The organism is Mesorhizobium sp. WSM4807, from assembly GCF_055811615.1.
On record NZ_JBVVQY010000009.1, the window covers coordinates 1 to 23,650 of the forward strand.

The window sequence follows — 23,650 nt, forward strand, 5'->3', positions numbered from 1 at the left end:
AAGCCGCGCTGGATGGTTTCGGCCTCGCCTATGTGCCGGAGGACGTGGCGGAGCCTCATCTTGAGAGCGGTCGCCTTATGCGGGTGCTGGATGAGTGGTCCCCGCCTTGGCCAGGATATTACCTCTATTATCCCAGCCGCCGTCAGACGTCCCCCGCTTTCACTCTGCTCGTTAATGTGCTCCGCTATTCGGGCTGAGGCCGCCCACGAAACGGGTGGCGTGGCTCCCGCCCACGTAAATCCACTTTAGTTTGGCGCCCACGCGAAGCCGACCTAATGCATGTCGCCCAAAAGTGCGCAGCGGTTTTGGGGGGTCGGACTGAGCGCAACCGCGGTCGAGCACGAGGCTCAGCCCTTGCCCTAGGCAAAACGCCTCGCAATGGAGATTGAGAACGCGGGAGATTGAAAACCGCGCGCTCCTATATTGCGCGTAGACCAGACGGTTGCGTGACCGGCTCCTACTCCGCGGAAGTTGGGAAATGTTTTTCGAGCCAGGTTCGCCACCTTGGCTCCTCCCATTTTGCAATGCTCGCTGCATCGTCGCCAAAAAGGAAAAACCGCACGGACAGGTATGTCATCTCGCCCATCGGCAAGGCGAAGAGGTGCGCGAAGCCCGGCGCGGGCTGGTCCAGCCGGACCACCAGCTCGGGATGGTCTTGCGGCCCTGTTCGTTCGACGACGCCCTCGAATGCCTGCGCGTCCGAAGCCACGCGCCGTTGTTCAGTCGCATTCACCAGGCCCAAGGGTACAACCAGCTTTCGCCATACATCAGCTAAAGGCTCAGAAGACGGGACCAAGAGCTGAAAAGCCGAGCCGTGCTGCCCGGGAAAATGCGTGAGGTAGAGGCGGAGCAGGCGGAAGAAGGAGATCCATCCGTAGCTGTGGGCCTCGAACTGATCATCCCAATCATCAGAAGTCGCGAACCAGCGATGGACAACGCGAACGGTGCAACGCCCGCCGGACTTTGCCTCGACAATCCACCGTCGCTACCGTTCCCGGCTCGCCCGGTGCTTCTGCGACAAACCGCTTGGGCGGCTCCCAAGCTGTGATGGTGGCGACGGCATCCATGCTTCCATCGGCAGCGAAATGCGAAACGGCGGTTCCTCCGATGCGGCCTTCGAGTTCGCTCGGTACGAACCATTGAGATATTCCAGGTCCCGTTGCGATCGCGTTCCAGACTTCCTGCGGTGTACCGGGGACATCGACTTCGGCCTCGACCGAACGGTTGCCGGCCGTGTCTTTTTTACTGGCACTGAGCGTCCTTTCCTTGCGGATTGGCTGGTGAAGGATGCGCCGTCACGACAAGGCGATGGGACCGTCCCTGCGGAGCGGTTTCGTCGTGATAGCGTGCCGCGAGCGTGGTGATGGCCTCGGTCAATTCACGCGTGAACGAGGCACGATCGGCGGCGGAGCGGAAGCGGATTTCGGTGTCGATCGCCAAGGTCGCCAGGCGCTTGCCGGCATCCGTGGCGGCGCGCTGGAGGGCCCCGATCTCCCGCACCAGCCGAGCGCCGAGCGCGATGAGGTAGCTCGCCGACAGGCGGTCCGGGGTGCGGTCCGGATCGGCGCCGACGGGACCCAGTGCGCTCGTCGAGACGACATAGCTTGTGGCGCTCGCCACCATGAGCCGCTCCGTCAGGCCACCCCACTTCCGCGTGTCTGCAACTTGGACAAGCCCGTGCTCCTCCAGAGCATGCAGGTGGTAATTGATCTTCTGCCGCTTGAGACCGAGCCGTGTGGCGAGGGTAGCGGCCGAGGCCGGCTCCCGCAGTTCTGAGAGGAGTTGACTCCGCACGGGCTCCAACGCGGCGGCGGCCGCGCTTGGCCGATCTATGACTTCGATATCGAGCATACAGCCCTCGCATTGACAAGCTTTCCTGTCAATGCGGGGTTGACGAGTATATTTGTCAAGAGCGAAAGGATCGCTTCGTCCCAATAGCCGACGCTCCAAAACGGCATGCGACTGCAGCGAGCAACCTATCTGTCGCCCACTAGGGAAGACGACGCATCCCCGCCCGCAGCAGGGCAATTGCAATGACAGTGCCCTTCGTTGTAGCCATTCCGACCGCTTGATTTTGGAGGAGATGCAGCATGGACCGATTCACCGGCGGTTGCCTGTGCGGCAACGTCCGAATTGTGGCGTCGGGACTCCCATACCGGGTCGGCATTTGTCATTGTCTCGACTGCCGCAAGCATCATGGCGCCCTTTTTCACGCTTCCGCGGTGTTCCCCCAGGATGCGGTGACGATCGAAGGCGAGACACGCGACTACGCCGGGCGGTTTTTCTGCCCCCGTTGCGGCTCGACAATTTTCGGACGCACCGCAGACGAAATCGAAGTGAACCTGGGATCCCTGGACGCCCCTGACCAACTGATGCCAACCTACGAAAGCTGGATCGTCCGTCGCGAGTCCTGGTTGCCGCCGTTTCCGCTCACGAGACGATACGAGCGCGATCGTGACGCAACGAGTCGCTTTGAGGAATAGTCGCACGAACGGTGCGAAAGCGTTTGGGAGGTCACGCCGGCAACGTCACTCCGGAAGACCGGCCTTACGAAAGCCATCAACGAAATGCTCGAGCGTCGCAGCGTCGCGGAATGGCTCCGTCGTGGCCCAGTGGCGCGTGGTGAAATGCGGGTTGCCGACGAGGAACAGTTCGGCCTCTGCGCGCGCCTCGTCGAGCCGGCCCAGTTGGGCAAGGCTTGCCGCCAGGAAGCGGCGTGAGCTTGTACGATAAGTCTCGTCCCTGCGCAGTGTCTCGACAGCGGCTTCGTATTCGCCGGCCGCATATTGCGCCTGACCGAGTGTCAGATAGTACCAACTTGCCGGAAACGGGTTCAGCCGGAACGCCTTGCGAATGTGCTCAAGGCCTGCCTCGACCCGTCCGGCCAGGACCGCAATGTCGGATAATGCCGCCCAGGCATCGGCCTCATTCGGGTCGAGCTCGATCGCCTTGGCGAATTCCGTATCTGCCTCGGCGAAGCTGCGCTCATAGGCAAGCAGGTAAGCCAAAACCCAGCGGCAGCCGGCATCGTTGGGGTCGATCGCCACGGCTTTGCGTGCCAGTTCCAAAGCAACGCTACGGGACGTTTCGGTAGGTCCGCCAGAATGCACCCATCCCATCCAGTGGTTCATGGCAAGCCAGCGATAGGCCTCGGCATATTCCGGATCGAGCGAAACCGCGCGCGTCAGCATCAGATGCGCTTCGCGCGCCGTCTGCGGCGAATCATCCATCAGCTTGCGCGCCCGCACGCAGAGATCGTAAGCCTCGAGATTTTTGGGCCGATTGCGCGGCGGCGGTGCGCGCAGCCGGCCAAGCAACGCCTCGACGATCTTGCCGGTGACCTCGTCCTGAACGGCAAAAATATCTTCCAGGCTGCGATCGAAGCGTTCCGCCCATAGGTGATCGCCACTCACCGCGTCGACCAGCTGTGCGTTGATGCGCACGCGCCCCGCAGCGCGTCGCGCGCTCCCCTCCAGCAGGTAGTGCACGCCAAGGTCCTGTGCGATATCGCGCACGTCCATCGCCCTTCCTTTATAGGCAAAGGCCGAGTTGCGTGCGATGACGAACAGGCCGGAGATCCTGGACAGGTCGGTAATCAGGTCCTCGGTCAACCCGTCCGCGAAGGATTCCTGCTCAGGATCGGTGCTGATATTAACGAAGGGCAGCACGGCTATCGATGGCTTGCCGGGCAGCGGCAAAGATTTTCGCTTCGCGCCACCGAGCTGTTCGACGGCCCCCGTGAAGCGGTAGCCGACGCGCGGAACCGTGGCGATCCATTCACCGCCCCCATTACTGGCATCGGCGGCCGGACCAAGCAGCTTTCGCAGCAACGCGATCTGGACCGTGAGGTTGCCTTCCTCGACGGCCGTGCCCGGCCACGCCGCGTCCATCAACTCGGCCTTCTCAAGGATTTCGCCGGGCCGTCCAACGAGCGCCGCGAGCAGCTTTATCCCGCGGTAGCCAACGGCAACGGGGACATCGTTGCGAAGCAGCGTTCCCGCACCAGAATCAAGCACGAACGGACCAAAGGCAAAGCGCGATCCCTGCATGCGGCGTATCTATAGCCCGTTTGGAAGTTTTGAGAACTATTTGGGAGAGCTTAATTACGGCGCTGTTCGTATCCTGCAGAATTCATCCTCTTTCAGGTCGAGGGTCCCCGGACCTTCAAACCTATGGAGGTTGCTATGAACGATACTCTTGCATCGGCCCCGCATCAGGCAGCGCGGCCAGGAACGCCCCTGGAACCAGCGGAAATGTCGCGTCGGCACCTGACGACCCTGCGAAGCATTATCGCGGCCTGGGACGAGCGGAAACGCTTTCGCTGGGAACTTGAGCAAATGTCGAAGGACAATCCCCATTTGATCGACGATATCGGTCTGACGAGACGGCAGGTCGAGGCAGAGATCGCCAAGCCCTTCTGGCGACGATAATCCTCGTCGCCGCGAGGTCGCGAAGCCGATACCGTTATTCTCGTCCTTGGTGCGCCAAAGCATCTAGATGCGAGAAGCTGGGCCGCCGATCCGATCCCAAAATCGGGTGTTCGCGTGCGTCAGCGGCCCGGCTTTTTTCCTTAGTCGTCGTCATCATCATCGATGTAGCGGTCGCGATAGCGGCGACGATCATAGTCCTGGTAACGACGGTGGATCGGTCGTCCTGGTAAACCCTGCGTTTGACGTAGGTCTCACAATAGTCATCTTCACAGTAGGTCTCGACAATCCGTTCACGCACAACGCCGTTGTTCGACGAGCTATTCGAGCTGGTGTTCGAGGACTGACTGTCCGCGTGGGCAACGACTGTCGCCATCATCGTCGCTGATGTCACCAGTAGGAACTTCATACGCATGGCTGCCTCCAGTTTTGGCTAGATAGCGCAATTCAAAGCCAAGTCGAGGTGAACTCTTAACGGCTGGGCATGCGAAGCGTGCACTGCAGTCTAGCGCAAAGAAGCCGTTCCCGTCGCTTTAGGCCCAACCCAAAACCAGACTTCAGCGGCGATTCCATCCGGCGAATCGCGAGGTTAAGCAGGGACGTAGGTCAACCTGATCACGTCCTCGCCAATCCGATCATTGGTCATAAGGCGGAGCGGCGGCCGGGGTCCGGCGAAATATGGCTTGCCGTGGCCAAGCACGACGGGGTGCAGGTAGATTCGATACTCATCGATCAGGCCAAGTTCGGTGAGGCTTCGCGCCAAGTCCGGGCCAGCAACTTCGATCTCCCCGTCGCGCTCGGCCTTCAGCTCTCGGATCGCGCCCTCAAGATCATCCTCAACAAGCCGAGCGTTGGGACCAACCGACTTCAACGAGCGCGAGACGACCCATTTCGGCTGGTTCCGCCACGCCGCCGCGAAGGCGTGTCGCTCTGCATCCCATTCAGGATGATCGTCGTCCCAGTAACGCATGACCTCATACATTTTGCGACCGTACACACTGCCCGCCTGCCCCTGAGCCTCCTCGATGAAGTGGCGGAAGAGCGTGGGGCTTGGCGCAAACGCCATATGGTCGACGTAGCCGTCCAGGGACTGGTTCATCCCGAACACGAGCTTAGCCATACCCACCTCCTTCCCTTACGCGGTACATCCGCGCGGTTCTGATTGCGTTATGCAATCGGTTGTAAGCTAGATCGACCGATGGCCGATCGACAGAAGCGAGAAATCATGCCGGACCTCCTTCTGCACTACGAGTACCGGATTGCTGCTTCTTTGATCCAGTTTAAGGTTCTTTCTTTCGCAAGTCCTTCACGACATCGAGGAAAGCCCGCAGTGCCGGCGGCACGGCTCGATGTCCGGGATAGTAGACCGCGACCTCTTCCGGAGCGGGCATCCATGCGGTCAGGACCTTACGCAGCCGGCCGTCGGATATGGCCGCTTCGGCGGCCCAATCCGCCACATAGGCGATGCCCAGACCCTCTATTGCGGCTTCGACCATCAGTTCCTCGTCATCGAGGACGATGGAGCCGTTTGCGTCGATCACGAGTTCCTGGCCGGCGCGTTCGAACTCCCATCGATAGAATTTGCCGCTGGGCATACGATGGCCGATGCTATGGTGGCGTTGCAATTCCTCGGGCGTTCCAGGGTCGCCGAAGCGATCGAGATAGGCGGGCGAGGCGACACAGATGAACGTCAACGGGCGTGCAAACGGCACGGCGATCATGTCCTTGGGGACAGATCCGAGGAGGCGCACGCCGGCATCGAACCCGCTGGATACTATATCGATGAGCCGCCCCTCGACGACGATGTCCACGGTCACGTCCGGATGGCGCTCCGCCATCTGCGGAAGAACCCAGCGAACGAGAAGCCCGGCCACCAATCGCGGTGCGTTGATGCGGACCGTGCCCGCGACATTGCCCCGGAACCCCGCGACGCTGTCGAGCGCCTCGTCCAGCGAGGCGAGCGCCGGCTGAAGGCGATCGAGCAACCGGAACCCGGCTTCTGTCGGCGAGACGCTGCGTGTGGTGCGGTTCAGAAGGCGCACGCCCATGCGTTCCTCGAGCGCACGCATCGCATGGCTCAATGTGGACGGTGCCGTGCCGATCTCGTCCGCTGCGCGGCGGAAGCTGCGGTGTGTGGCAACGGCCACGAAGGCGGTGAGATCGTTGAGCGACGGGCGGGCCATTGATGGGGATTTTGCATCATCCCATGCCGATTTCAACGGCTAATGCGCGCAATGCGATTGCCCTATCTCCTGCCTGGATCAATTGGAGTATGAGAAATGGAAAAGACCTGGCTCATAACGGGTGTGTCGTCCGGTCTAGGCCGGCTGCTGGCGGAGAAGGCCCTGATCAGGGGAGACCGCGTCGTCGGTGCCAGCCGCAGCGAGGACGCACTTCCCGACCTGCGTGCACGCTACCCCGAACGGCTCCGCATCGTCGCAATGGACCTCAAGGACCAGAGCTCGGTCCGCGCCGCGGTCGACCGCGCCTTCGCCGCATCCGCTCGGATCGACATCGTCGTCAGCAATGCTGGCTATGGCCTGCTCGGCGCGGCGGAAGAGGCTGGCGATGTGCAGGTTCGGGACATTATCGACACCAATCTCATCGGCTCGATCGCACTCATCCGGGCGGCGTTGCCGCATCTGCGCAGCCAGGGTGGCGGCCGGATTCTACAGGTATCGAGCGAGGGAGGCCAGATCGCCTATCCGGCTTTCAGCCTCTATCACGCGACCAAGTGGGGTATCGAGGGGTTCGTCGAGTCCGTGGCGCAGGAGGCTGCTCCCTTCGGCATCGAGTTCACCCTTGTGGAACCTGGGCCGGCGCGGACCGGGTTCGGCGGCAATCTCGCGCGGACCAAGCCGCTCGCGGCCTATGAGGGAACACCCGCCGGTCGGATCCGCGAGGCGCTCCGTGACTCATGGGTGATCAAGGGCGACCCCGACCGCATGACGGACGCAGTGATCAGGCTTGCCGATCAGGATGGTCCGCTTCCGAAACGGCTGGTGCTCGGTGCCGAGGCCTATGCCGGCATCGTCAAAGCACTCGGCGGGCGCATCGAGGAGCTCGACCGTCAGAAGAACATCGCGGTCGCGGCCGATTTCACAGACGAGGAGTTGGCGCGGCTGTGACCCACCCTGTCCCGCCGATCCAGAGCTGCATGGCACCGTCGTGCAGCTCCGCCCGTTGATCCCGATAGATTCCCCCGGCTCCGGCCCGCTGCCGGTCCGCCCCCGTCATCAAGACAGAAAGGAACACGAAATGCCTGCACGTGACGCCATCTATCCGGCCAAACGCCACGCGTTATACGATATTCATCGATATTCCGCGGCCATTCGCTCCGGCGATCTTCTCTTCGTATCGGGTCAGGTCGGGAGCCGTGAGGACGGCTCGCCCGAGCCCGTATTCGAGGATCAGGTTCGGCGGGCCTTTGCCAATCTGCGCGCGGTCTTGGCCGCCGCCGGCTGCAGCTTCGACGACGTCGTCGACGTCACAACCTTCCACACCAACCCGGACGAGCAGATCGAAACGGTGCTGGCCGTCCGGGCGGAAGAGATCGGCGCACCTCCCTATCCGAACTGGACGGCAGTGGGCGTCAATTGGCTTGCTGGCTTCGATTTCGAGATCAAGGTCATCGCCCGCATCCCTTCGACGACGAGCAGCCCTCCGGCGGACAAGCGCTGATCGCTCGCCCTGCAGTTTCTGTATTGGCGATTGTACCCCGACGACGGAAACGGCAGTGCGGCGCCCCCACGGGCTCGCGATGTCCGTCCAACGATGAATAGCGAGCCTTGCATTGGGCCAAAACACGTCATTCGGCCGCAAACGATTCGAACTTTTTCACCACCGATCACCGCCGTTACTACGCTTTCTCGCCTCTTGGCTATTTCGCGCTCCTCGCGCGGACGTAGTTCCAGCGGCAATGGGCGGCAATTTTCGGTGTTGGCGTCGTGGAAAAGGCAAAATTGGCGCGCCGGACGAGATGAAACTGGGCACCGCTATGTGATTGAAGTTGCTCTGTAAAAACTTTCAGCCGGTTTCTGGAGCCTTGGCCTGTGCGAGGTCCTGCAGGAAATCTTCCATCAGCGGCCTGTCACCGAACCGGCGGTAAGTGCGCTCTGCTTCCAGCGAGAATGCCGGATGCGCCTCGACCAGCCTTGCCATCGTCTGCTGGGCTGCCTCGACCTCGCCGCCCCCGCTCTGCAAAGCCGCCTGAATCAGAAGGCAGTTTGCATCGCGCGGCGCCCGGATCAGGCATTCTTCTATGACGGCGGAAGCCTCGTCGCGGCGGTCAGCCGCGTAGAGCGCCTGCCCGTGCACATAGGCGTAGTACTCGGGCGCCATAGGATGAAGGCGGCGGGCCCGCTCTGCGTTGGCGACGGCATCATCATATTCCCCGAAGCGAACCTGCGCCTTTGCAAGCGCCATCATGCTGTCGGGATCGTTAGGGTTGAGCTCCACAGCGCGCCGTGCGGCCTGCAGGCCGCCTGAATAGTCGCCCTGCAGGGCAAGCCCGAAGCTGATGACCTGATAGCCAAGGCCAAGATTGGGATCGAGACGGACCGCCTGCCGGGCTTCGCTAAGCCCAAGATGGAGTTCCGGCGCGTTTTCCCGGCCGTCACCGCTCTGCGCCACGCTGGCGATAAAGGTCAGCGCGAGGCCTGCGCGGGCGGCCGCATAGGACGGGTCCATTTCAAGGGCGCGCTGGTAGAGGCCCCGCGCTTCCAGAATGTCCTGCGGGTCATTGGCGCCGTGCCGGTAGCGGTTGCGGGCCTGCAGCACGAGGTCATAGGCCTGCAGATTGTCGGTCGGGCGTTCCGCTGCCGCCGCCGCCTCGCTCCTGCCGATATAGGGCGCGATCTGCGCGACGATTTCAGTGGTCAGCTCGCTCTGGACGGTGAACACGTCGGCGACCTGCCGGTCGAAACTGCGCGACCACAGATGCGCGCCTGTCTTTACATCGATCAGCTGCGCCGACACGCGAAGCTGGTCGCCTTCACGGCGGGCGCTGCCTTCAACCACATAATCAACGCCGAGCTTCGCCCCGAGCTTGCGCACGTCCGTGCCCTGCCCGTGCACGGCGTAGGTGGAATCGCGCGCGATTACCTGCAGCTCTGAATTGCGGGCAAGGGCTGTCGTCACATCTTCGGTCAGTCCGTCCGCGAAATACGATTGATCGCCGCTGCCGCTCATCGCGGCAAAAGGCATGACCGCCACTGACGGCCGGGGGTCGGCGCGGCTCTGGTCCATCGACAAGACCCCCGGGATGCGACTGACCATGGCTGCCAGGGGGAGCGGCTGGATTTGGGTGCCGATGAGGATGAGGGCTATGGCGGCTACGCCATAAGACCAGCGGGCGGCGGTGCTGCGCAGCACCTGCGGCACCTGCCGCCATGGCGACCACGGAGAGCCCGCGCGCCTTACGCGGTAGACGTTGAGAAGTTCGGGAATGTTCTTGGCCCGCCTGCGGCCGATGCGGACGAACCTGTCCGCGCTGTTGCGTTCGGCCGCCATCACCACGGCGCCGCTGACGAATATCTGTCCCGGATCGCACATGGTCTCAAGACGGGCGGCCACATTGACGCCGTCGCCGTATACGTCGCCGTCATCTTCGATGACATCGCCAAGATTGATGCCGATGCGCAGCTCGAACGGGCTCTTGTCGAAGCCTTCCTGTATGGCCAGCGCCGCATCAACCGCTTCGTTGACGCTGGGAAACATGGCGAGAAAGCCGTCTCCCGTCGTCTTGACGATGCGCCCGCCATGGCGGGCAATGGTCGGGTCAATGAGCTCATCAAAAACAGCGCGCAGCTTCGCGTAGGTGGAAGCCTCGTTTTCAGCCATCAGCAGGCTGTAGCCGACGATATCGGCGGCCATGATTGCCGCGAGCTTGCGTTCCATCAGCATTATTCCTGAGCGGCGGGCCATGCACGGACTACTTAAGGCGACGCACGGTCCAAAATTAGACCCATAATCCCGAATAGGCTTATCAATACAGCTCACAAATGCGTGACGATTGGGGCCTATACCGTTCTGACCTTCGTCAGCCATCGTCTGCTTCGCGCTCGCCACGGACGCCATTTCGACGACGAGCCTGGTCCTGTGATTGATCAATGGTGTCGGACTACATCCGGACCGGGCCCCCGCGGAGCGTCAGCGGCGCGGCATTTTTCCTTAGTCGTCGTCATCATCATCTATGTAGCGGTCGCGATAGCGGCGGCGATCATAGTCCTGGTAACGACGGGTGGATCGGTCCTCTTGATAAACCCTGCGCTTGACGTAGGTCTCACAATAGTCATTTTCACAGTAGGTCTCGACAATCCGCTCACGCACAACGCCGTTGTTCGACGAGCTATTCGAGCTTGTGTTCGAGGACTGACTGTCCGCGTGGGCAACGATTGTCGCCATCATCGTCGCTGATGTCACCAGTAGGAACTTCATACGCATGGCTGCCTCCGTTTTTGCCTAGATAGCGCAACTCAAAGCCAGGTCGACTCACAATCAACGACTAGCTAGCTGAGCAACGCCCCCGTGCTCTCGTCTGACGCCCCCGCAAGACCGCCTCCGCAAAATCGGCGCTGCCCAATGAATCGTCTCAAGGCCAAACGGGTGAGCGACTTCTTCAACACCCTGCTAGCTCAACTAGTCGCGCTCGGAAGCCGACAGGAGAGCGGAACCTCACTTGTCGGGCACCAGCACGGCAGAGCGGATTCTCGACCACTACTTGAAGGCCGCGACGTAGTCCTGCGGGCTGGCAATCGGCTCGCCTGCAGGGATCGAACCGCCCAAGGCAGCGAAGTCCGCCAGGTTGCGCATCAAGGTCGCAGCACGGCCATCGCAGCCGTCAGCCAGCAGCAAGGCTACATCCGAGATGGCAGCAGAGGAAGTCATAATCGCCTGCTGCGCGCCGCTGAACTCCTCCTCGGTTGGTGGGGGCAGTGATCCTCGCTCGGGCGATCGACGATCCCAAGCTTTCGGATGAAGTGCTGGAACAGACGCGTGCCTGGATTAACGCAGGGCTTGATCAACAGTCAGCCAGCTAGCCCCTCGTCGCTAACTGTCTCGACGTCGAATACCGGGCGCGTATATCGGTCTGGTCGACCATGCTACTTCAAACGCTCTTCGGTTCGTGACAAACTTCTGGTCGCTCCTCGCTGCGATAGGTGAGGAAAGCGCCGCTCCGGTCGAATCCGATCTTCCGAGCTGCTTCACAGTCGGCCCTGGATCGCGGAAGGGGATGTGGCATGGTGGATTCTGATCGGATCGACAACCTGATCGCAGCGGTGCCCCCCGCCTTGGCGCTTCGCGCCGGGCTGGACCTTGGCATCTTCACCCGGCTCGGTGGCAGCGCGGTGACTGCTGACAGCCTTGGGGCCGCGCTCAAAGTCGAGCCCGATCGTCTGTCGCGGCTTCTCTACGCGCTCGCCAGCATCGGTCTCCTCGAAGTCGAGGATGGTCAATTTCGCAACGGAGCCGAAGCGTCGGCCTTCCTCGACGCGTCCAAGCCGACCTATCGCGGCGGCGATCATGCGCTCCTGCGCGAGATCTGGGGAGCCGATCTGCTGACCGCAGAGTCGCTGCGACAGAACCGGCCGGCTGCGCTGCACGACTTTTCCGAAGCGGGGCCCGAGGCCGCGGTGGCCTTCAGCCGCATGCTCGCACCGGGCGGGGTGATTTTCGGCCGGCATCTGGCCCGGGAGATGGACCTATCGGCGATCGGTTCGGTGATCGACATCGGCGGGGGCCCCGGGACCATTCTCGTCGGACTTCGCGAGCGGCGGCCGCAGATTGCGGCGACGCTGATGGAACTCCCAACGGTCGCAGCGGTCGCGCCAGATATCCTGTCAGAATACGGTGCCGACGACGTGGTTGTCGAAGAGGGGGACATAACTGTCGCGCCCTCGATCGGTCGCCACGATCTGGCGATCCTGAAGGCCGTCGTCCAGGTCCTTCCGCCGGACCAGGCGCGCAGTTCGATCCTGAACGCGGCGCGTTGCCTCACACCCGGAGGCGAGATCGCAATTGCGGGGTGGGGTGTCGTCGATGACGACCGCCTCGGCCCGCCTGAGGGTGTCTTTCTGAATCTCACCTTCTTGAACCTCTATCGCCACGGCGAATCGTACACTGAAGGTCAATATCGCGCGTGGATGACCGAGGCTGGATTCCGGGCTATCTCCAGGTCGCGCCTGACGGACGGCTCAACGTTGTTTCGTGGGCGTCTCACGGGCTGACCGTGGCTGAATGGTGGGTTTCGGACGCAAGGATCTCCGAGACGCCCCGAGCCTATCCGGCCGCTTTCGAGAATCCCTTGCTCGATCTCTACGGCCTGGAGCTCGCACATCGCATCGCCATTGCGCGCCGCCGCGCACCACGCTTCGTACGCCTGCCGGGCACAACCACATTTCGCTGATTGCGCACTTCAACACGGATGAGGACAACCTTGGACGCGAAATCGTGGAGCTCACGCGCCGCCTGGTCTGAGATCCGAAGGGCCGACGTGTTGTTGCCCCCGAATGATCGGACACGATCAGAGTGGGTTTGATCCGCGATGAACTCGCGAGGTGAACGATAGCCGACGGCCTCGTGTGGGATGAAGGCTGTTGTAGTGGTCGATCCACAAGGGCAGGCTTTCCATCGCGGGCCAGATACTAGGCCAGCGCTAGTTGACTGCGACGGGTCAGATCACGTCGATGCCGTGGACACCTTAAGGTCCGCTTCTTAAGATCCGATCCCCGAAGCTGCCGTTCGTTCTCGCCCCCTTGGCTGCTGAAAAGCTTTGCGCCTCATGTCGGCCATTGAGGTGATCTTTGCTGTTGCCCGATAGCAGACGCTGCCGGCGATCACCCTGGACATCGTAATTGCGCCCAATTGCCGACCTTCCTGGTGCTTTCTCCAGAGCGCCGTCCGCGCTACGGCTTGAGTCGGGCCCGTTCCGGAACTTCGGGTTCGAGTGCGCTATGGCGCAAGATGATCGCATTGCCGACGTTCCCGGGCCATTTTCCGCCCCCGACGATATCGGCGGCCACCACCCATGCGATGGCCGCATCCTGACATGCTTCAACGTAGCTTATGATGGTCCGCCCATGCGACGATGGCCTTGATGCGCCGGCGCAGTTGAAGAACGCAGCGCCCGCGTCCTGAGCTGACCGAGAAACCGGCTCAGTCGAGCGTCAGCGCAACGACTTCGCCGTCGTTCATCAACGGCACGAAAATCCTGCTGCCGTAAGTGCCGATATCGGCACTGCCCGGCTTGAAGGTCGCAACCGTCTCCGGTGTGCCATCAACCTTGTAGCGATAGAGCGTACCAGTCATGTAGCAAGTGGCGTAGATGGTGTCGCCGATTGCAATGACGCCGTCGAGATCGGCGAATTTTTGCGCGCCAGGCAGTTGCGAAATCGCCTTGGTGGCGAGATCGACTGCAACCAGGCCGCCCGGCTCCGCCGTGCTGAAGTCAGACTTGATGCCCTTGCCCCAGGAGGCGACGATCAGCCTGTTGCCATCGGCGAAGATGCCATTGGGCCAAGCAAGCGCCGTGTCCTTCGCGAACAATTCCGGCCGCTCGTCGTCGATGTGGTAGATGGCATCGGCCAGCATGTCGGTGACATAGACCTTGTCGGACACATCAGTGGTCATGTCGTTGAGGAAGATGGCATTCGGCACGTCAATGGTCCAGGCGAGCTTGCCGCTGGCGAGGTCGACGACGCGTATTTTCGTGATGTCGGCGACGTAGAGCTTGTCGCCTGAGATCGCCATGCCCTTGGGTGCGTCCATGCCGTCGGTCCAGTGCCGGGTGGTGACCTTGCCGTCGAGCGACAGCACCGACAGGTAGCCGTTGCCGTCGGCGTCGCCGGGATTGCCGACGATGTTAGAAACGATGATGCGTTTGTTGACGGCGTCGAACAGCGCCGATTCCGGCTGCTCAAAGCCGGTGGCGCGCCAGATTTCCCCGGCGTGGGCGGCAGACATCGTCGCGATGCCGACGATGGCGAGAAGAGTCGAGCGGACAATGGTTTTCATGGCTGATCTCCTGTGGTGACAGCGGAGACCTAGATTTTCCGATACTTTTCTGGACGGCTGATTGCAGCTAGTATCGAAGATCGATACGAAATCACCCAAAAGAGATGCATCCCATGAACAGCCTGATCTTCGAGGCGCTGAAGCGGACGCTAAAGGCAAAGGGCGTTACCTATCGCGTGCTTGCCGAGCGCATGGGTGTTTCCGAGCCGACGGTGAAGCGTATCTTCCACGAGCGCAACTGCAAGCTCGACCGGCTGGTGGAGATTTGCGCCGCTGCCGGCGTGGAACTGGAAAACGTGCTCGGCTCTATGAACAGGGGACCGGGGCCGGCCAACCACATCGCGCCGGACATCGAGCGCAAGCTGGCCAGCCGACCAGCGCTGCTGTTCATCTTCGTCATGCTCTCCGAGAAATTCACGCCCGAAGGCATCATGCGCTCACAAGGGTTGAGCGAGGCCTCGATGTTCCTCTATCTGCGTGACCTCGAGGAGCTGGGGCTGGTCGCGCTTGGCCGCGGCCTGTCGGCCAGGCTGCTGGTCGAGACGCCGATCCAGTGGAATTTCGAAGGGCCGCTGCTGCCACTGTTCGAGATGACCAACAAGAACTTCATCGGCTGGGCGATTACGCATCTGCAGCGCGAGGCGACATTCGTCAGCTTCTCCAGGCGGATGCGGCCGGAGACGGCGGAAATGCTGAGGCGTGAGGCGGAGGAACTGGCCGATCGCGCCAGACTGCTCGCACATCACGACCAGCACACAACGCCCGAAGACGGGCTAGTCGGCTACAAATGGACATTCGCCTTCGGCGCGACGCCGTTTCCGGCGATCATGCCGGTCGGGCCGCATCCGCGCGACACCGGCGCAAGCATGCCTGTCCGAGCCGCTGCCGACGCGAGCGGGCGGCGCACTCAGCCGGCCTAGCTAGGTTGAGGACTCGTTCAGATCCAGGCTGAAATGATTGCAGCGAGAGCGAGGGCTGAGAGGTAGTTCTGTGCATGGCGATCGTATCGTGTTGCGATGCCGCGCCAGTTCTTGAGCTTGCACAACATGCGCTCGATGAGTTTTCGTCGGCGATATGACTTGTGATCGAGCGGATAAGGCTACGCCGTGCAGCGGTTGAGGCCTACACTGTCCGTTCTGCCGGAGCCATGTCGCGGCGATGGCGCAACTCAAGCCGGCCCTGCGTGAGAAAGGCGTTGAATGCCGGGCGGTGGTCATTACGCCGGTCGAGCGGGCGCAGCTCTATTTCCGTTACCACCCGGCCCCCGATCTTCTCGCCGCATCCGACCCGAAGCGGGCCTCGCACCGTGCTTTCGGCTTGCGCCACCTCTACGGGCTTAGCCGAACCAGTATGTGCCAACGTCGCCGAGGGACCCCGATTCTGGCGTTCGCGGGCGGCACCAGCCGGTCGCTGTCGCCGTGGACGATGAGCACCTGGGCCGACCGCCGACGACCACTCGGCGGGCGCCTGCAGGCCCCAGCGGCGCAGGGCGGTCGGCTCGCGCGGTACGTCCCCGGGCTGGCCGGCATGTCGTGCCCCGTCGTGCGTTCCTTCAGCCGCGCGAGGTAGGCGCGCGAGGCTGACCTGTCGTGTACGTCCGTTCAGCCGCCGTTGAGTGCTTCGTCCAGTGCCGTCGTCTGGGCCTTGACGAAGGCCCGGGAGATGGCGGCTTTCGCTTCGATGGCGTCGAAGTTGTGATAGGCGCCGGGCACTACGTGCAGGGTGCTGGCGACGCCGGCCTGCTGCAGCCGCCGGGCGTAGGTGACGTCCTCGTCGTGGAACAGGTCGTTGGTGCCGACGCCGATCCATGCGGGCGGCAGGCCGGAGAGGTCGTCGTAGCGGGCCGGCGCGGCCAGCGGGGGCACGTTGCCGTCCGCGGTGGCGGGGCCGAGGTAGGCGCGCCAGCCGAACCGGTTGCTGGCCGGGCTCCAGAGGCGGAGCCGCCGCGGGTCGATGTCGGTGCGGGTGGTGGTCCGGTCATCCAGCATTGGGTAGGACAGCAGTTGCAGAACCGGACGGATCTCGCCGCGTTCCTTCGCCAGCAGCGCCAACGCGGCGGCCAGACCACCGCCGGCGCTGGCGCCACCGATGGCGATGCGTGCGGGGTCGATGTCGGGTTGGCGGGCGAGCCATTGCAGCGCGGTGTAGCAGTCTTCCAGCGGCGCCGGAAACGGGTGCTCGGGCGCGAGCCAGTACTCCACCGAGACGACGACGATGTTGAGCTGATCGGCGATCCGGCGGCAGAAGCCGCTGTCCTGCGCCGCGTCGCCGAGCACCGTTCCGCCGCCGTGGATCCACAACAGTGCCGGCGTCCGAGGCCGGGCCGAAGCCGGGCGGAAGACGTATACTGACACATCGGCGTCCACGGATACGACCTGCGCGTCCGGCCGCCGAGTGATCCCGGTGAGCTTGGTGAGGACACGGAGCGCGGGAAGCGTTCGGGCGTTGATGATGGTGCGGGGAAGGAACCGCGCGGCTCGTAGCTGTGGGTTGAAGGGTTGCTCGGTCATCGTGTTCCTATCTGATGGAGGGCGACGTCGCCGGGTGTGCCGGGGGTAGTCGCAGAAATGAAGGTCATGGTCGGAGCTCGGCGTCCACCAGGGCTAGGGCGTTGCGGAGGCCCTGCTCGAGGAGGTCGTCGGAGAGCTGTCGGTCGGTCAGGGCGCGGGAGAGTTGTAGCGTCCCGGCCATCAGGCCGAGGAGGCTGAGCGCCTTCACGCGGGCCGAGGGCGGATCTTCGGGTGCCATTCGGGCGGCGAGGTCGTCGATGACGACCAGCACGCCGTCGGTGTACGCCTGCCTGATTGCGTCCGCGCTGCGCCCGATCTCGTCGAGCAGGGCGGCGTTGGGGCAGCCGTCGCCGGGATTGTCCCGGTGGTGGGCCGACAGGTACCAGCGCACGATCTGTTCGAGGCCGGCCCGGCCGGGCTCCGCCAGCTCGACGATGTTCGCGTGCAGTGTGTGCAGTTGGTCGGTGACCGCCTCCGCGACGAGGCTGTCCTTGGATTCGAAGTGGGCGTAGAAGGCGCCGTTGGTCAGGTCCGCGTCCTTCATTAGCGTCGCGACTCCGGAGCCGTCGATACCGTCCCGCTTGAGCCGTCGACCGGCCGTCGCAATGATCCGCTGCCTTGTCTCCTGCTTGTGTTCTTTCGTGTAACGCACCATGCGTTCCTCCATCTCAGCCGGGCTTGCGCTCCGGATACCGCTATGGCCAAGTCAGTGTGCAGCGTTGGCAAGGAGAGCCGGGACGTTGATCCTCGCGGTCTGCACTTTCGAGTCGTGGAGCTCGGGGAGCCCGCCGTTGGTGATGTACGGTGCGTGGTGGCGGGCCGTCTGCTGGCTCTGCTGCTAGATTACTCTCCTCGGTAGACCCGCGAATGACTGGTTAGTGGATCTCGGCAGCGATCAGCTCGGCATCCGGTTGAATCTGCGGATGACGCGGTCGAACATCCGGGCCGGGGCGACGCGGTGCACCGCGTTGATGATCCGGGCGGTCGTACCGGCGGTGCGCCGTAGTTTCGGGTTCCGGTCGGTGGCCGCCGCGACGATCACCTTGGCGACGACGGCGGGGTCGTCGCCGCTGCTGAGGTTCTTCTCCAGCAGCTCGTCGTAGTTGCGCCGTCCCGCCGCGTAGAGCGGCATGGGGTGTCGGCCTCCACGCTGTGGCCTGCGAACGGAGTGTTGATCGGGCCGGGCTCGACGAGCAGGACCCGGACGCCGTAATCGCGAACCTCGTGGTCCAGCGATTGGGAGTAGCCCTCGACCGCGTGCTTGGTCGAGACGTAGAGGGCCATGAACGGGCTGGGGACGAACCCGCTGAGGGAGGAGACATTGATGATGCGTCCGCGGCCTTGGACGCGCATGTGCGGCAGGACCGCCTTGGTCGTCCGCATGACGCCGTAGACGTTAATGTCGAAGATGTCCTGCGTCTGGGTAATCGAGAACTCCTCGGCTGCGCCGGTTGTGCCAACGCCGGCGTTGTTGACCAGGACGTCGATGTGCCCGAACCGGTCGATCACCTGCTTGACCGCTGAGGCGACCGATTCGTCGCGGGTCACGTCGAGGTCCAGGTAGGTCACCCCGGCGGGCGCGGTGAGTTTCGCGGTGTTGCGGCCGGTTCCGATCACCTGGAAACCTGCGGCGGCCAAGGCGATCGCTGTGGCCTTGCCGATGCCTGAGGTGGCGCCTGTTACGCGCGCAACCTGCGGAGTTGTTGTCATCATAAGCTCCTGAAGTTTTGAATTACGTTCATACGACAATAGCCGTTGGGTGGTAGCAAGGCAAGGATTAAATTATGTTCGTACTCTCATGGAGGGCGAGACGAGGAGACCACAGGGGGCCGGGCGGTAACGGTAAGCCGGTCTCGCATGGGCCGGCCTTCGAGCTCGAAGTGGATTGCATCTGCGATCCAGCGACCGTGGTCGAGGTCCTAGAGGGCTATCTGGCGACGCTGATCGTCGATGGCCGCAGGCAGGCAGGTTTCGGCCCCTGAGCGGTCAGGACGTGTACTGTTCACACAGAGGCGTTGCCGATCTTTCGCTGCGCCCGCTCAATCGCGCGCTGCACTATCCGAAACTACAAAACCGTTTCAAAAACCGTTTCAGTTTGCTGATTTGAAACGGTGCAACTTGGCTAAGCTTTTGAGATTATTGGCGCGCCCGAAGAGATTCGAACTCCTGACCCCCAGATTCGTAGTCTGGTGCTCTATCCAGCTGAGCTACGGGCGCGCAACAGGCCATGCTTTGCATGGCCCACGATCCGATCCTTGACGACCGGCCGCGATGTGACGTGTTCCCTAGCGACTGAATTTCCGAAAAGCAAGCCGATCCGGCAAAAGTTTTGTTGTTCGTGCCTTGACGAGGATCGGGCGGGGCAGGATCAGGCCGGGCGGCGCAGGCCGTTGCGGGCCTGGTCGAGCCGGACCGGCTGGTCCGGAATGGTAACCGCGAATGTGGTGCGGCCGCCTCTGCTTTCGACCAGCTCCACCGTGCCGCCATGGGCGCGGATCAGTTCATAGGCGATCGCCAGGCCAAGGCCGGTGCCGCCGCTGCGGGCCGAGCCGCGGAACGCCGCGAACAGGTTCTCGCGCGCCTTCGGCGGCAGGCCGGGGCCGGTGTCGGTGACGGTGATGCGGCTGACGCTGCCGACGCGCTCGGCCGACACCTCCAGCCGGCGCACCACCGCACTTTCCGCGTCCGCCGCCATTGCCTGCACGGCGTTGCGGCAAAGATTGGTGAGCACGCGAAAGAGCTGATCGGAATCGGCATCCACCTCGAAGGCCGAATCGACGGCATTGACGAATTCGATGCCGCCTTCGGTGTCGAGCAGGCCGTGGACGTCATCGACCAGCTGGCGTAGCCTGAGCCTGCGGCGCGAGGGCGGCGGCTCCTGGGTGCGGCCATAGGCGAGCACACCTTCCGAATAGGATACGGCACGATCGAGCGCCCGCAGCAGTTTCGGCGCGAAGGCCTGCACGGTCGGGTCCTTGACCTGGCGCAGACGGTCCGACATCAGCTGCGCCGACGCCAGGATGTTGCGCATGTCATGGTTGATCTTCGACACGGCGAGGCCAAGGTCGGCGAGATGCTTCTGCTCGGAGAGCATCTTTTGCAGCCGCTCCTGCATCTGCGAGAGCTCACGCTCTGCAACCCCGATCTCGTCGGCGCGGGCGGCAGGGTGGATGATCCGTCCGGGGTCGTCCGGCGCCTCGGAAAAGGCCAGCATCGAGCGCGTCATCGTCCGGATCGGGCCGATCATGATCAGGTCTATGGCGGCATAGACCAGCATGGCGGTGAACAGCGAGATCAGCAGCGAGACGAAGGCGACGTTGCGCGAATAGATGAGCATGGCATTGCGCAGGCCGTAGTCGGGCATGATCAGCTCGAATTCCTTGTCGCTGTCGCCGACCGGGCCGAAAACGCGCAGCATCCGCTCGCCGCCAAAAAACAGCGTGTCCAAAGCGCCGGTCATGCCCTCGAACAGGCCGACATTGGCGATGTCGATATGCTCGTCGACCTGCGGCGGCATCTCGGCCACGACCAGAAGCCGCGAGACACCCCCGTCGCGCACGGCGATCGCCTTGGCGCCGATCGCCATCAGCACATCGTTCTGGGCGGCGCGGGACAGCGAGGCGGGTTCTCCCTGCACCAGCACGATCGAGACGGCCGCGGCGGTGCTCAGCCTCTCCTTCAGCCAACTCAGCCGGTAGCTGGCGATCCAAGGCAGAAAGATAAGGACCTCGGCCAGGAGCACGAATACGATGGTGAGCAGCAGGAGCTTTGTCGACAATCCACGCGACAACGGCACCCTCCGGGCGGCCGCGGTCGCCCGATCGGTCCTTTCCTCCGCGGATGGGATTTCACTCATGCTGCTTCTTCACGATCACTTGATCGAGCGAGATTAGGCCATTGCGGCTTTTTTGCCAATTTCATCCTTCGTCCCAATACGGGATAAGACCACCAAGACTTCGGCCATCACTTCAGCCATCGGCCTGACGGTGCCGGATGTCGGCGCCGGATTGACTTCCAAAACCCTTCTTTCTATAAGCCCGCTCACGCTCGGGCCATTCGTCCCGGCGCGGTTTCGATCGCGCCAAAACCGGCCGGGCAAAGCTCCTGTTACAGAGTGACAGAATCAAGAAGGGCCGCACCCCGCGGTATTAAAACAAATGAAGCGTACCTACCAACCGTCCAAACTCGTCCGCAAACGCCGGCACGGCTTCCGTGCTCGCATGGCCACCAAGGGTGGTCGTGGCGTCGTCGCAGCCCGCCGCAACCGCGGTCGCAAGCGGCTCAGCGCCTGAACGGAAGACGAGATCGTTGCCCGCAACCGGCAAGCCAGTGGGAGCACATCCCAAGCGGCTTCTGAAGCGCGCGGAATTCCTGGCCGTCCGGCGTGGCGAAAAACGCCGCGGGCGGCTTTTTCTCGTCGAGGTTCTGGACCGCAGCGACGCAGAGGCGCCTCGCGTCGGCTACACGGTCACCAAGAAGGTCGGCAACGCAGTCGCCCGCAACCGCATCCGGCGGCGACTGAGAGAAGCCGTGCGCACGCATGCCGCGGGTGACATGAAGCCTGGCAATGACTATGTCATCGTCGGGCGCGAAGATGTGCTTACCATTCCGTTCGGCCAGTTGAAGGCCGAACTCTCCCGCCGACTGCGCGGAACACGATAGGCCAAGGCTTTCGATGGAAAACAACCGGAACTTCTTCATCACCATCGCGCTGTCGGTGCTGATCCTGTCGCTTTGGCAGTATTTTTACGTGCTGCCGCACAGCGAGGCGCAACGCGAGGCGGCCCGTATCGAAGAGCAGCGGCTAGCGGAGCAGAAGAAGGCGGCTCAAGGCACCAGTCCGGGTGGCAGCGAAACGCCGGTGCCGAAGCAAGGCGCCATTCCTAATGCACCCAATGCACCGGGAACCGACGGCACAACGCCGGCCGGCCGCGAGCAGGCGCTGGCGTCGACCAAGCGCGTCAGGATCGACACGCCGAGCCTGGAGGGTTCGATCAACCTCACCGGCGCCCGTCTCGACGACCTCAAGCTCAAGCACTACACGCTGACGGTCGACAAGAACTCGCCCGAGATCGAACTGCTCAATCCGGCAGCGCTGCCTACGGGCTACTATGCCGAGATCGGCTTTGTCGGCAGCGACAAGACCGGCACGGTGCCGGGTCCGGAAACCGTGTGGACCGTCGACGGCAATGCAACGCTGACTCCGGCGACCCCGGTCACGCTGAGCTTCACCAACGACAAGGGCCTGACCTTCAAGCGCACCTTCTCCGTCGACAGCGACTACATGTTCACGGTCACGGACACGGTGCAGAATTCGGGGGCGGCCGCCGTTACCCTGTCGAATTACGGTCGTGTCACCCGCTTCGACAAGCCTGCCGTTGCCAGTATCTATGTGCTGCATGAGGGGCTGATCGGCGTGACCGGCACGGAAGGCCTGCAGGAACACAAATATGCGGCGGTCGAGGAGGATAAGCAGTTTACGCCGGGCAAGTCGACCGATGGCTGGCTGGGCATCACCGACAAATACTGGGCGGTGACGCTGGTGCCGACCGAGAAGCAGCCGTTCCAGCCGCGTTACGCCTATTTCGAGGACGGCCGCCCGCGCTACCAGGCCGACTTCCTCACCGACCCGATCACCATTGATGCCGGCCAGTCGGCGACGGTCGAGACCGAAATCTTCGCCGGCGCCAAGGAAGTCGCCAAGGTCAACGCCTATGCAGAAGACCGCAACATCAGGCTGTTCGACCGTTTGATCGACTGGGGATGGTTCATCTGGATCACCAAGCCGATGTTCTATCTGATCGACACGATGTACAAATTCTTCGGCAATTTCGGCCTCGCCATCCTGGCCACCACCGTCGTCGTCAAAGCCGTCTTCTATCCGCTCGCCAACAAGTCCTACGCGTCGATGGCGAACATGAAGAAGGTGCAGCCCAAGATGCTCGAGATCCGCGAGAAATACGCGGACGACAAAATGAAGCAGCAACAGGCGATGATGGAGCTCTACAAGACCGAGAAGATCAATCCGCTCGCCGGCTGCTGGCCGGTGGCGCTGCAGATCCCGGTCTTCTTTGCGCTCTACAAGGTGCTCTACATCACCATCGAGATGCGGCACGCACCGTTCTTTGGCTGGATCCAGGATCTGGCGGCGCCCGACCCGACCTCGATCTTCAACCTGTTCGGCCTCATTCCGATCGCGCTGCCGGATATGTTGATGATCGGCGTCTGGCCGCTGATCATGGGCCTGACCATGTTCCTGCAGATGCGCATGAACCCGACGCCGCCCGACCCGACGCAGGCCATGATCTTCACCTGGATGCCGGTGGTCTTCACTTTCATGATGGCGGGTTTTCCGGCCGGCCTCGTCATCTACTGGGCCTGGAACAATCTGCTTTCGATCATCCAGCAAGGCGTGATCATGAAGCGACAGGGCGCCAAGATCGAGTTGTGGGACAATCTGGTCGCGCTGTTCCGGAAGAAACCGTCACCGGCGGAATAGCCGGCGCTGCCTTTTTGCGAATCCAGAAAAGCCCCGGACCGGGGCTTTTTTTGTTGGGACAAGCCGAGCCGCCGGCGAACGGCGAAACCAGTCGGCCCGGCGGTAGACGCCGCCGCGACACATCCCTATAAGCTCGCTGTCGTTTCAGGAGCGCTCCGTCGATGAACAGGTAAGGATGATCCGCTGCGCACGCGGTTGGT

At 62.7% G+C, this 23,650-nt stretch carries 27 protein-coding genes, 1 tRNA gene and 2 pseudogenes; 14 read left to right on the forward strand and 16 right to left on the reverse strand.

Translation table 11 applies throughout. From position 1 onward, the window contains the following. The coding region (locus AC0L3N_RS13745; protein ID WP_473548088.1) for a LysR substrate-binding domain-containing protein at positions 1-197 on the forward strand (197 nt) is incomplete at its 5' end. Between the two features lie 260 nt (positions 198-457). Here AC0L3N_RS13745 and AC0L3N_RS13750 read toward each other — a convergent pair. Together AC0L3N_RS13750 and AC0L3N_RS13755 are read right to left on the reverse strand one after the other, a co-directional pair. Continuing rightward, positions 458-742 (reverse strand): hypothetical protein, encoded by a 285-nt coding sequence (locus tag AC0L3N_RS13750; RefSeq protein ID WP_473548090.1) that lies wholly within the window; start codon positions 740-742, stop codon positions 458-460. A gap of 500 nt (positions 743-1,242) precedes the next feature. Continuing rightward, on the reverse strand, positions 1,243-1,851 hold the full coding sequence (locus AC0L3N_RS13755; RefSeq protein ID WP_473548091.1) for an ArsR/SmtB family transcription factor: 609 nt from the start codon (positions 1,849-1,851) through the stop codon (positions 1,243-1,245). A gap of 239 nt (positions 1,852-2,090) precedes the next feature. Between AC0L3N_RS13755 and AC0L3N_RS13760 the strand changes: the two genes are divergently transcribed. Continuing rightward, the gene (locus AC0L3N_RS13760) at positions 2,091-2,483 is read left to right on the forward strand and encodes a GFA family protein (RefSeq protein ID WP_236393303.1); all 393 of its coding nucleotides are present in this window, start codon (positions 2,091-2,093) and stop codon (positions 2,481-2,483) included. A gap of 45 nt (positions 2,484-2,528) precedes the next feature. On the opposite strand, the gene AC0L3N_RS13765 is transcribed toward AC0L3N_RS13760, so the two are convergent. After that, on the reverse strand, positions 2,529-4,049 hold the full coding sequence (locus AC0L3N_RS13765; RefSeq protein WP_473548092.1) for a winged helix-turn-helix domain-containing tetratricopeptide repeat protein: 1,521 nt from the start codon (positions 4,047-4,049) through the stop codon (positions 2,529-2,531). A gap of 135 nt (positions 4,050-4,184) precedes the next feature. On the opposite strand from AC0L3N_RS13765, the gene AC0L3N_RS13770 reads away from it, so the two are divergent. Beyond that, the gene (locus AC0L3N_RS13770) at positions 4,185-4,430 is read left to right on the forward strand and encodes a DUF1127 domain-containing protein (protein ID WP_473548093.1); all 246 of its coding nucleotides are present in this window, start codon (positions 4,185-4,187) and stop codon (positions 4,428-4,430) included. Positions 4,431-4,464: 34 nt separating this feature from the next. Here the strand turns inward: AC0L3N_RS13770 and AC0L3N_RS13775 are convergent, their stop codons facing one another. The 3 genes from AC0L3N_RS13775 to AC0L3N_RS13785 all read right to left on the reverse strand — a co-directional run bounded on the left by AC0L3N_RS13775 (position 4,465) and on the right by AC0L3N_RS13785 (position 6,610). Then, on the reverse strand, positions 4,465-4,842 hold the full coding sequence (locus tag AC0L3N_RS13775) for a hypothetical protein (RefSeq protein WP_473548094.1): 378 nt from the start codon (positions 4,840-4,842) through the stop codon (positions 4,465-4,467). Positions 4,843-5,016: 174 nt separating this feature from the next. Continuing rightward, a complete protein-coding gene (locus tag AC0L3N_RS13780) occupies positions 5,017-5,547 on the reverse strand; it encodes a dihydrofolate reductase family protein (RefSeq protein WP_258120931.1) in 531 nt (176 codons plus the stop codon). Between the two features lie 160 nt (positions 5,548-5,707). Then, entirely contained in the window at positions 5,708-6,610 is a 903-nt protein-coding gene (locus tag AC0L3N_RS13785) for a LysR family transcriptional regulator (RefSeq protein WP_473548095.1), read from the reverse strand. A gap of 96 nt (positions 6,611-6,706) precedes the next feature. On the opposite strand from AC0L3N_RS13785, the gene AC0L3N_RS13790 reads away from it, so the two are divergent. Both AC0L3N_RS13790 and AC0L3N_RS13795 read left to right on the forward strand, forming a co-directional pair. Continuing rightward, positions 6,707-7,555 (forward strand): SDR family oxidoreductase, encoded by an 849-nt coding sequence (locus AC0L3N_RS13790; protein ID WP_473548096.1) that lies wholly within the window; start codon positions 6,707-6,709, stop codon positions 7,553-7,555. Positions 7,556-7,685: 130 nt separating this feature from the next. After that, positions 7,686-8,108, forward strand: coding sequence for a RidA family protein (locus AC0L3N_RS13795; RefSeq protein ID WP_473548097.1), 423 nt, complete (start codon positions 7,686-7,688; stop codon positions 8,106-8,108). A 345-nt stretch (positions 8,109-8,453) separates the two neighbouring features. Here the strand turns inward: AC0L3N_RS13795 and AC0L3N_RS13800 are convergent, their stop codons facing one another. The 3 genes from AC0L3N_RS13800 to AC0L3N_RS13810 form a co-directional block, all read right to left on the reverse strand. Continuing rightward, a complete protein-coding gene (locus AC0L3N_RS13800; RefSeq protein ID WP_473548098.1) occupies positions 8,454-10,325 on the reverse strand; it encodes an adenylate/guanylate cyclase domain-containing protein in 1,872 nt (623 codons plus the stop codon). 273 nt (positions 10,326-10,598) lie between these two features. After that, a complete protein-coding gene (locus AC0L3N_RS13805) occupies positions 10,599-10,871 on the reverse strand; it encodes a hypothetical protein (RefSeq protein ID WP_473548099.1) in 273 nt (90 codons plus the stop codon). Between the two features lie 273 nt (positions 10,872-11,144). Then, positions 11,145-11,282, reverse strand: a complete 138-nt coding sequence (locus AC0L3N_RS13810) for a hypothetical protein (RefSeq protein ID WP_165848402.1) — start codon at positions 11,280-11,282, stop codon at positions 11,145-11,147. A 68-nt stretch (positions 11,283-11,350) separates the two neighbouring features. Here AC0L3N_RS13810 and AC0L3N_RS13815 point away from each other — a divergent pair. The 3 genes and pseudogenes from AC0L3N_RS13815 to AC0L3N_RS13825 all read left to right on the forward strand — a co-directional run. Further along, a pseudogene (locus AC0L3N_RS13815) lies at positions 11,351-11,467 on the forward strand (TetR/AcrR family transcriptional regulator); the annotation flags it as partial. Between the two features lie 201 nt (positions 11,468-11,668). Next, positions 11,669-12,655, forward strand: coding sequence for a methyltransferase (locus AC0L3N_RS13820; RefSeq protein WP_473548100.1), 987 nt, complete (start codon positions 11,669-11,671; stop codon positions 12,653-12,655). A 2-nt stretch (positions 12,656-12,657) separates the two neighbouring features. Continuing rightward, the gene (locus tag AC0L3N_RS13825) at positions 12,658-12,834 is read left to right on the forward strand and encodes a hypothetical protein (protein ID WP_473548102.1); all 177 of its coding nucleotides are present in this window, start codon (positions 12,658-12,660) and stop codon (positions 12,832-12,834) included. 749 nt (positions 12,835-13,583) lie between these two features. Here AC0L3N_RS13825 and AC0L3N_RS13830 read toward each other — a convergent pair. After that, positions 13,584-14,441 carry an SMP-30/gluconolactonase/LRE family protein gene (locus AC0L3N_RS13830; protein ID WP_473548103.1) on the reverse strand — a complete coding sequence of 286 codons (858 nt, stop codon included), beginning with the start codon at positions 14,439-14,441 and terminating at the stop codon, positions 13,584-13,586. Between the two features lie 113 nt (positions 14,442-14,554). Here AC0L3N_RS13830 and AC0L3N_RS13835 point away from each other — a divergent pair, with 113 nt between their 5' ends. Continuing rightward, positions 14,555-15,361 (forward strand): helix-turn-helix domain-containing protein, encoded by an 807-nt coding sequence (locus AC0L3N_RS13835; RefSeq protein ID WP_473548104.1) that lies wholly within the window; start codon positions 14,555-14,557, stop codon positions 15,359-15,361. A gap of 199 nt (positions 15,362-15,560) precedes the next feature. After that, a pseudogene (locus tag AC0L3N_RS13840) lies at positions 15,561-15,770 on the forward strand (thioredoxin domain-containing protein); the annotation flags it as partial. Positions 15,771-16,042: 272 nt separating this feature from the next. On the opposite strand, the gene AC0L3N_RS13845 reads toward AC0L3N_RS13840, so the two are convergent. The 4 genes from AC0L3N_RS13845 to AC0L3N_RS13860 form a co-directional block, all read right to left on the reverse strand. Next, entirely contained in the window at positions 16,043-16,951 is a 909-nt protein-coding gene (locus AC0L3N_RS13845; RefSeq protein WP_473548106.1) for an alpha/beta hydrolase, read from the reverse strand. 64 nt (positions 16,952-17,015) lie between these two features. Beyond that, on the reverse strand, positions 17,016-17,606 hold the full coding sequence (locus AC0L3N_RS13850) for a TetR/AcrR family transcriptional regulator (RefSeq protein ID WP_123147331.1): 591 nt from the start codon (positions 17,604-17,606) through the stop codon (positions 17,016-17,018). A 240-nt stretch (positions 17,607-17,846) separates the two neighbouring features. Beyond that, the gene (locus tag AC0L3N_RS13855) at positions 17,847-18,083 is read right to left on the reverse strand and encodes a hypothetical protein (protein WP_473548107.1); all 237 of its coding nucleotides are present in this window, start codon (positions 18,081-18,083) and stop codon (positions 17,847-17,849) included. Continuing rightward, entirely contained in the window at positions 17,990-18,661 is a 672-nt protein-coding gene (locus AC0L3N_RS13860; protein WP_473548109.1) for an SDR family NAD(P)-dependent oxidoreductase, read from the reverse strand. Before AC0L3N_RS13860 ends, AC0L3N_RS13855 begins: the two co-directional genes overlap by 94 nt. Positions 18,662-18,735: 74 nt before the next feature. On the opposite strand from AC0L3N_RS13860, the gene AC0L3N_RS13865 reads away from it, so the two are divergent. Next, positions 18,736-18,933, forward strand: a complete 198-nt coding sequence (locus tag AC0L3N_RS13865; protein WP_473548110.1) for a hypothetical protein — start codon at positions 18,736-18,738, stop codon at positions 18,931-18,933. A gap of 158 nt (positions 18,934-19,091) precedes the next feature. On the opposite strand, the gene AC0L3N_RS13870 is transcribed toward AC0L3N_RS13865, so the two are convergent. Next, positions 19,092-19,168 (reverse strand) — tRNA-Arg (locus AC0L3N_RS13870). 151 nt (positions 19,169-19,319) lie between these two features. Beyond that, positions 19,320-20,807: an ATP-binding protein gene (locus AC0L3N_RS13875; protein WP_473548112.1), complete on the reverse strand. Its 1,488-nt coding sequence runs from the start codon at positions 20,805-20,807 to the stop codon at positions 19,320-19,322. A 301-nt stretch (positions 20,808-21,108) separates the two neighbouring features. On the opposite strand from AC0L3N_RS13875, the gene rpmH reads away from it, so the two are divergent. From rpmH to yidC, 3 genes are read left to right on the forward strand one after another with little or no spacing between them, the layout of a single operon-like run. Beyond that, on the forward strand, positions 21,109-21,243 hold the full coding sequence (gene rpmH / locus AC0L3N_RS13880; RefSeq protein ID WP_008833937.1) for a 50S ribosomal protein L34: 135 nt from the start codon (positions 21,109-21,111) through the stop codon (positions 21,241-21,243). A gap of 16 nt (positions 21,244-21,259) precedes the next feature. Then, the gene (gene rnpA / locus AC0L3N_RS13885) at positions 21,260-21,613 is read left to right on the forward strand and encodes a ribonuclease P protein component (RefSeq protein ID WP_473488441.1); all 354 of its coding nucleotides are present in this window, start codon (positions 21,260-21,262) and stop codon (positions 21,611-21,613) included. 13 nt (positions 21,614-21,626) lie between these two features. Then, positions 21,627-23,450 (forward strand): membrane protein insertase YidC, encoded by a 1,824-nt coding sequence (gene yidC / locus AC0L3N_RS13890; protein ID WP_473548114.1) that lies wholly within the window; start codon positions 21,627-21,629, stop codon positions 23,448-23,450. Positions 23,451-23,650 lie beyond the last annotated feature (200 nt).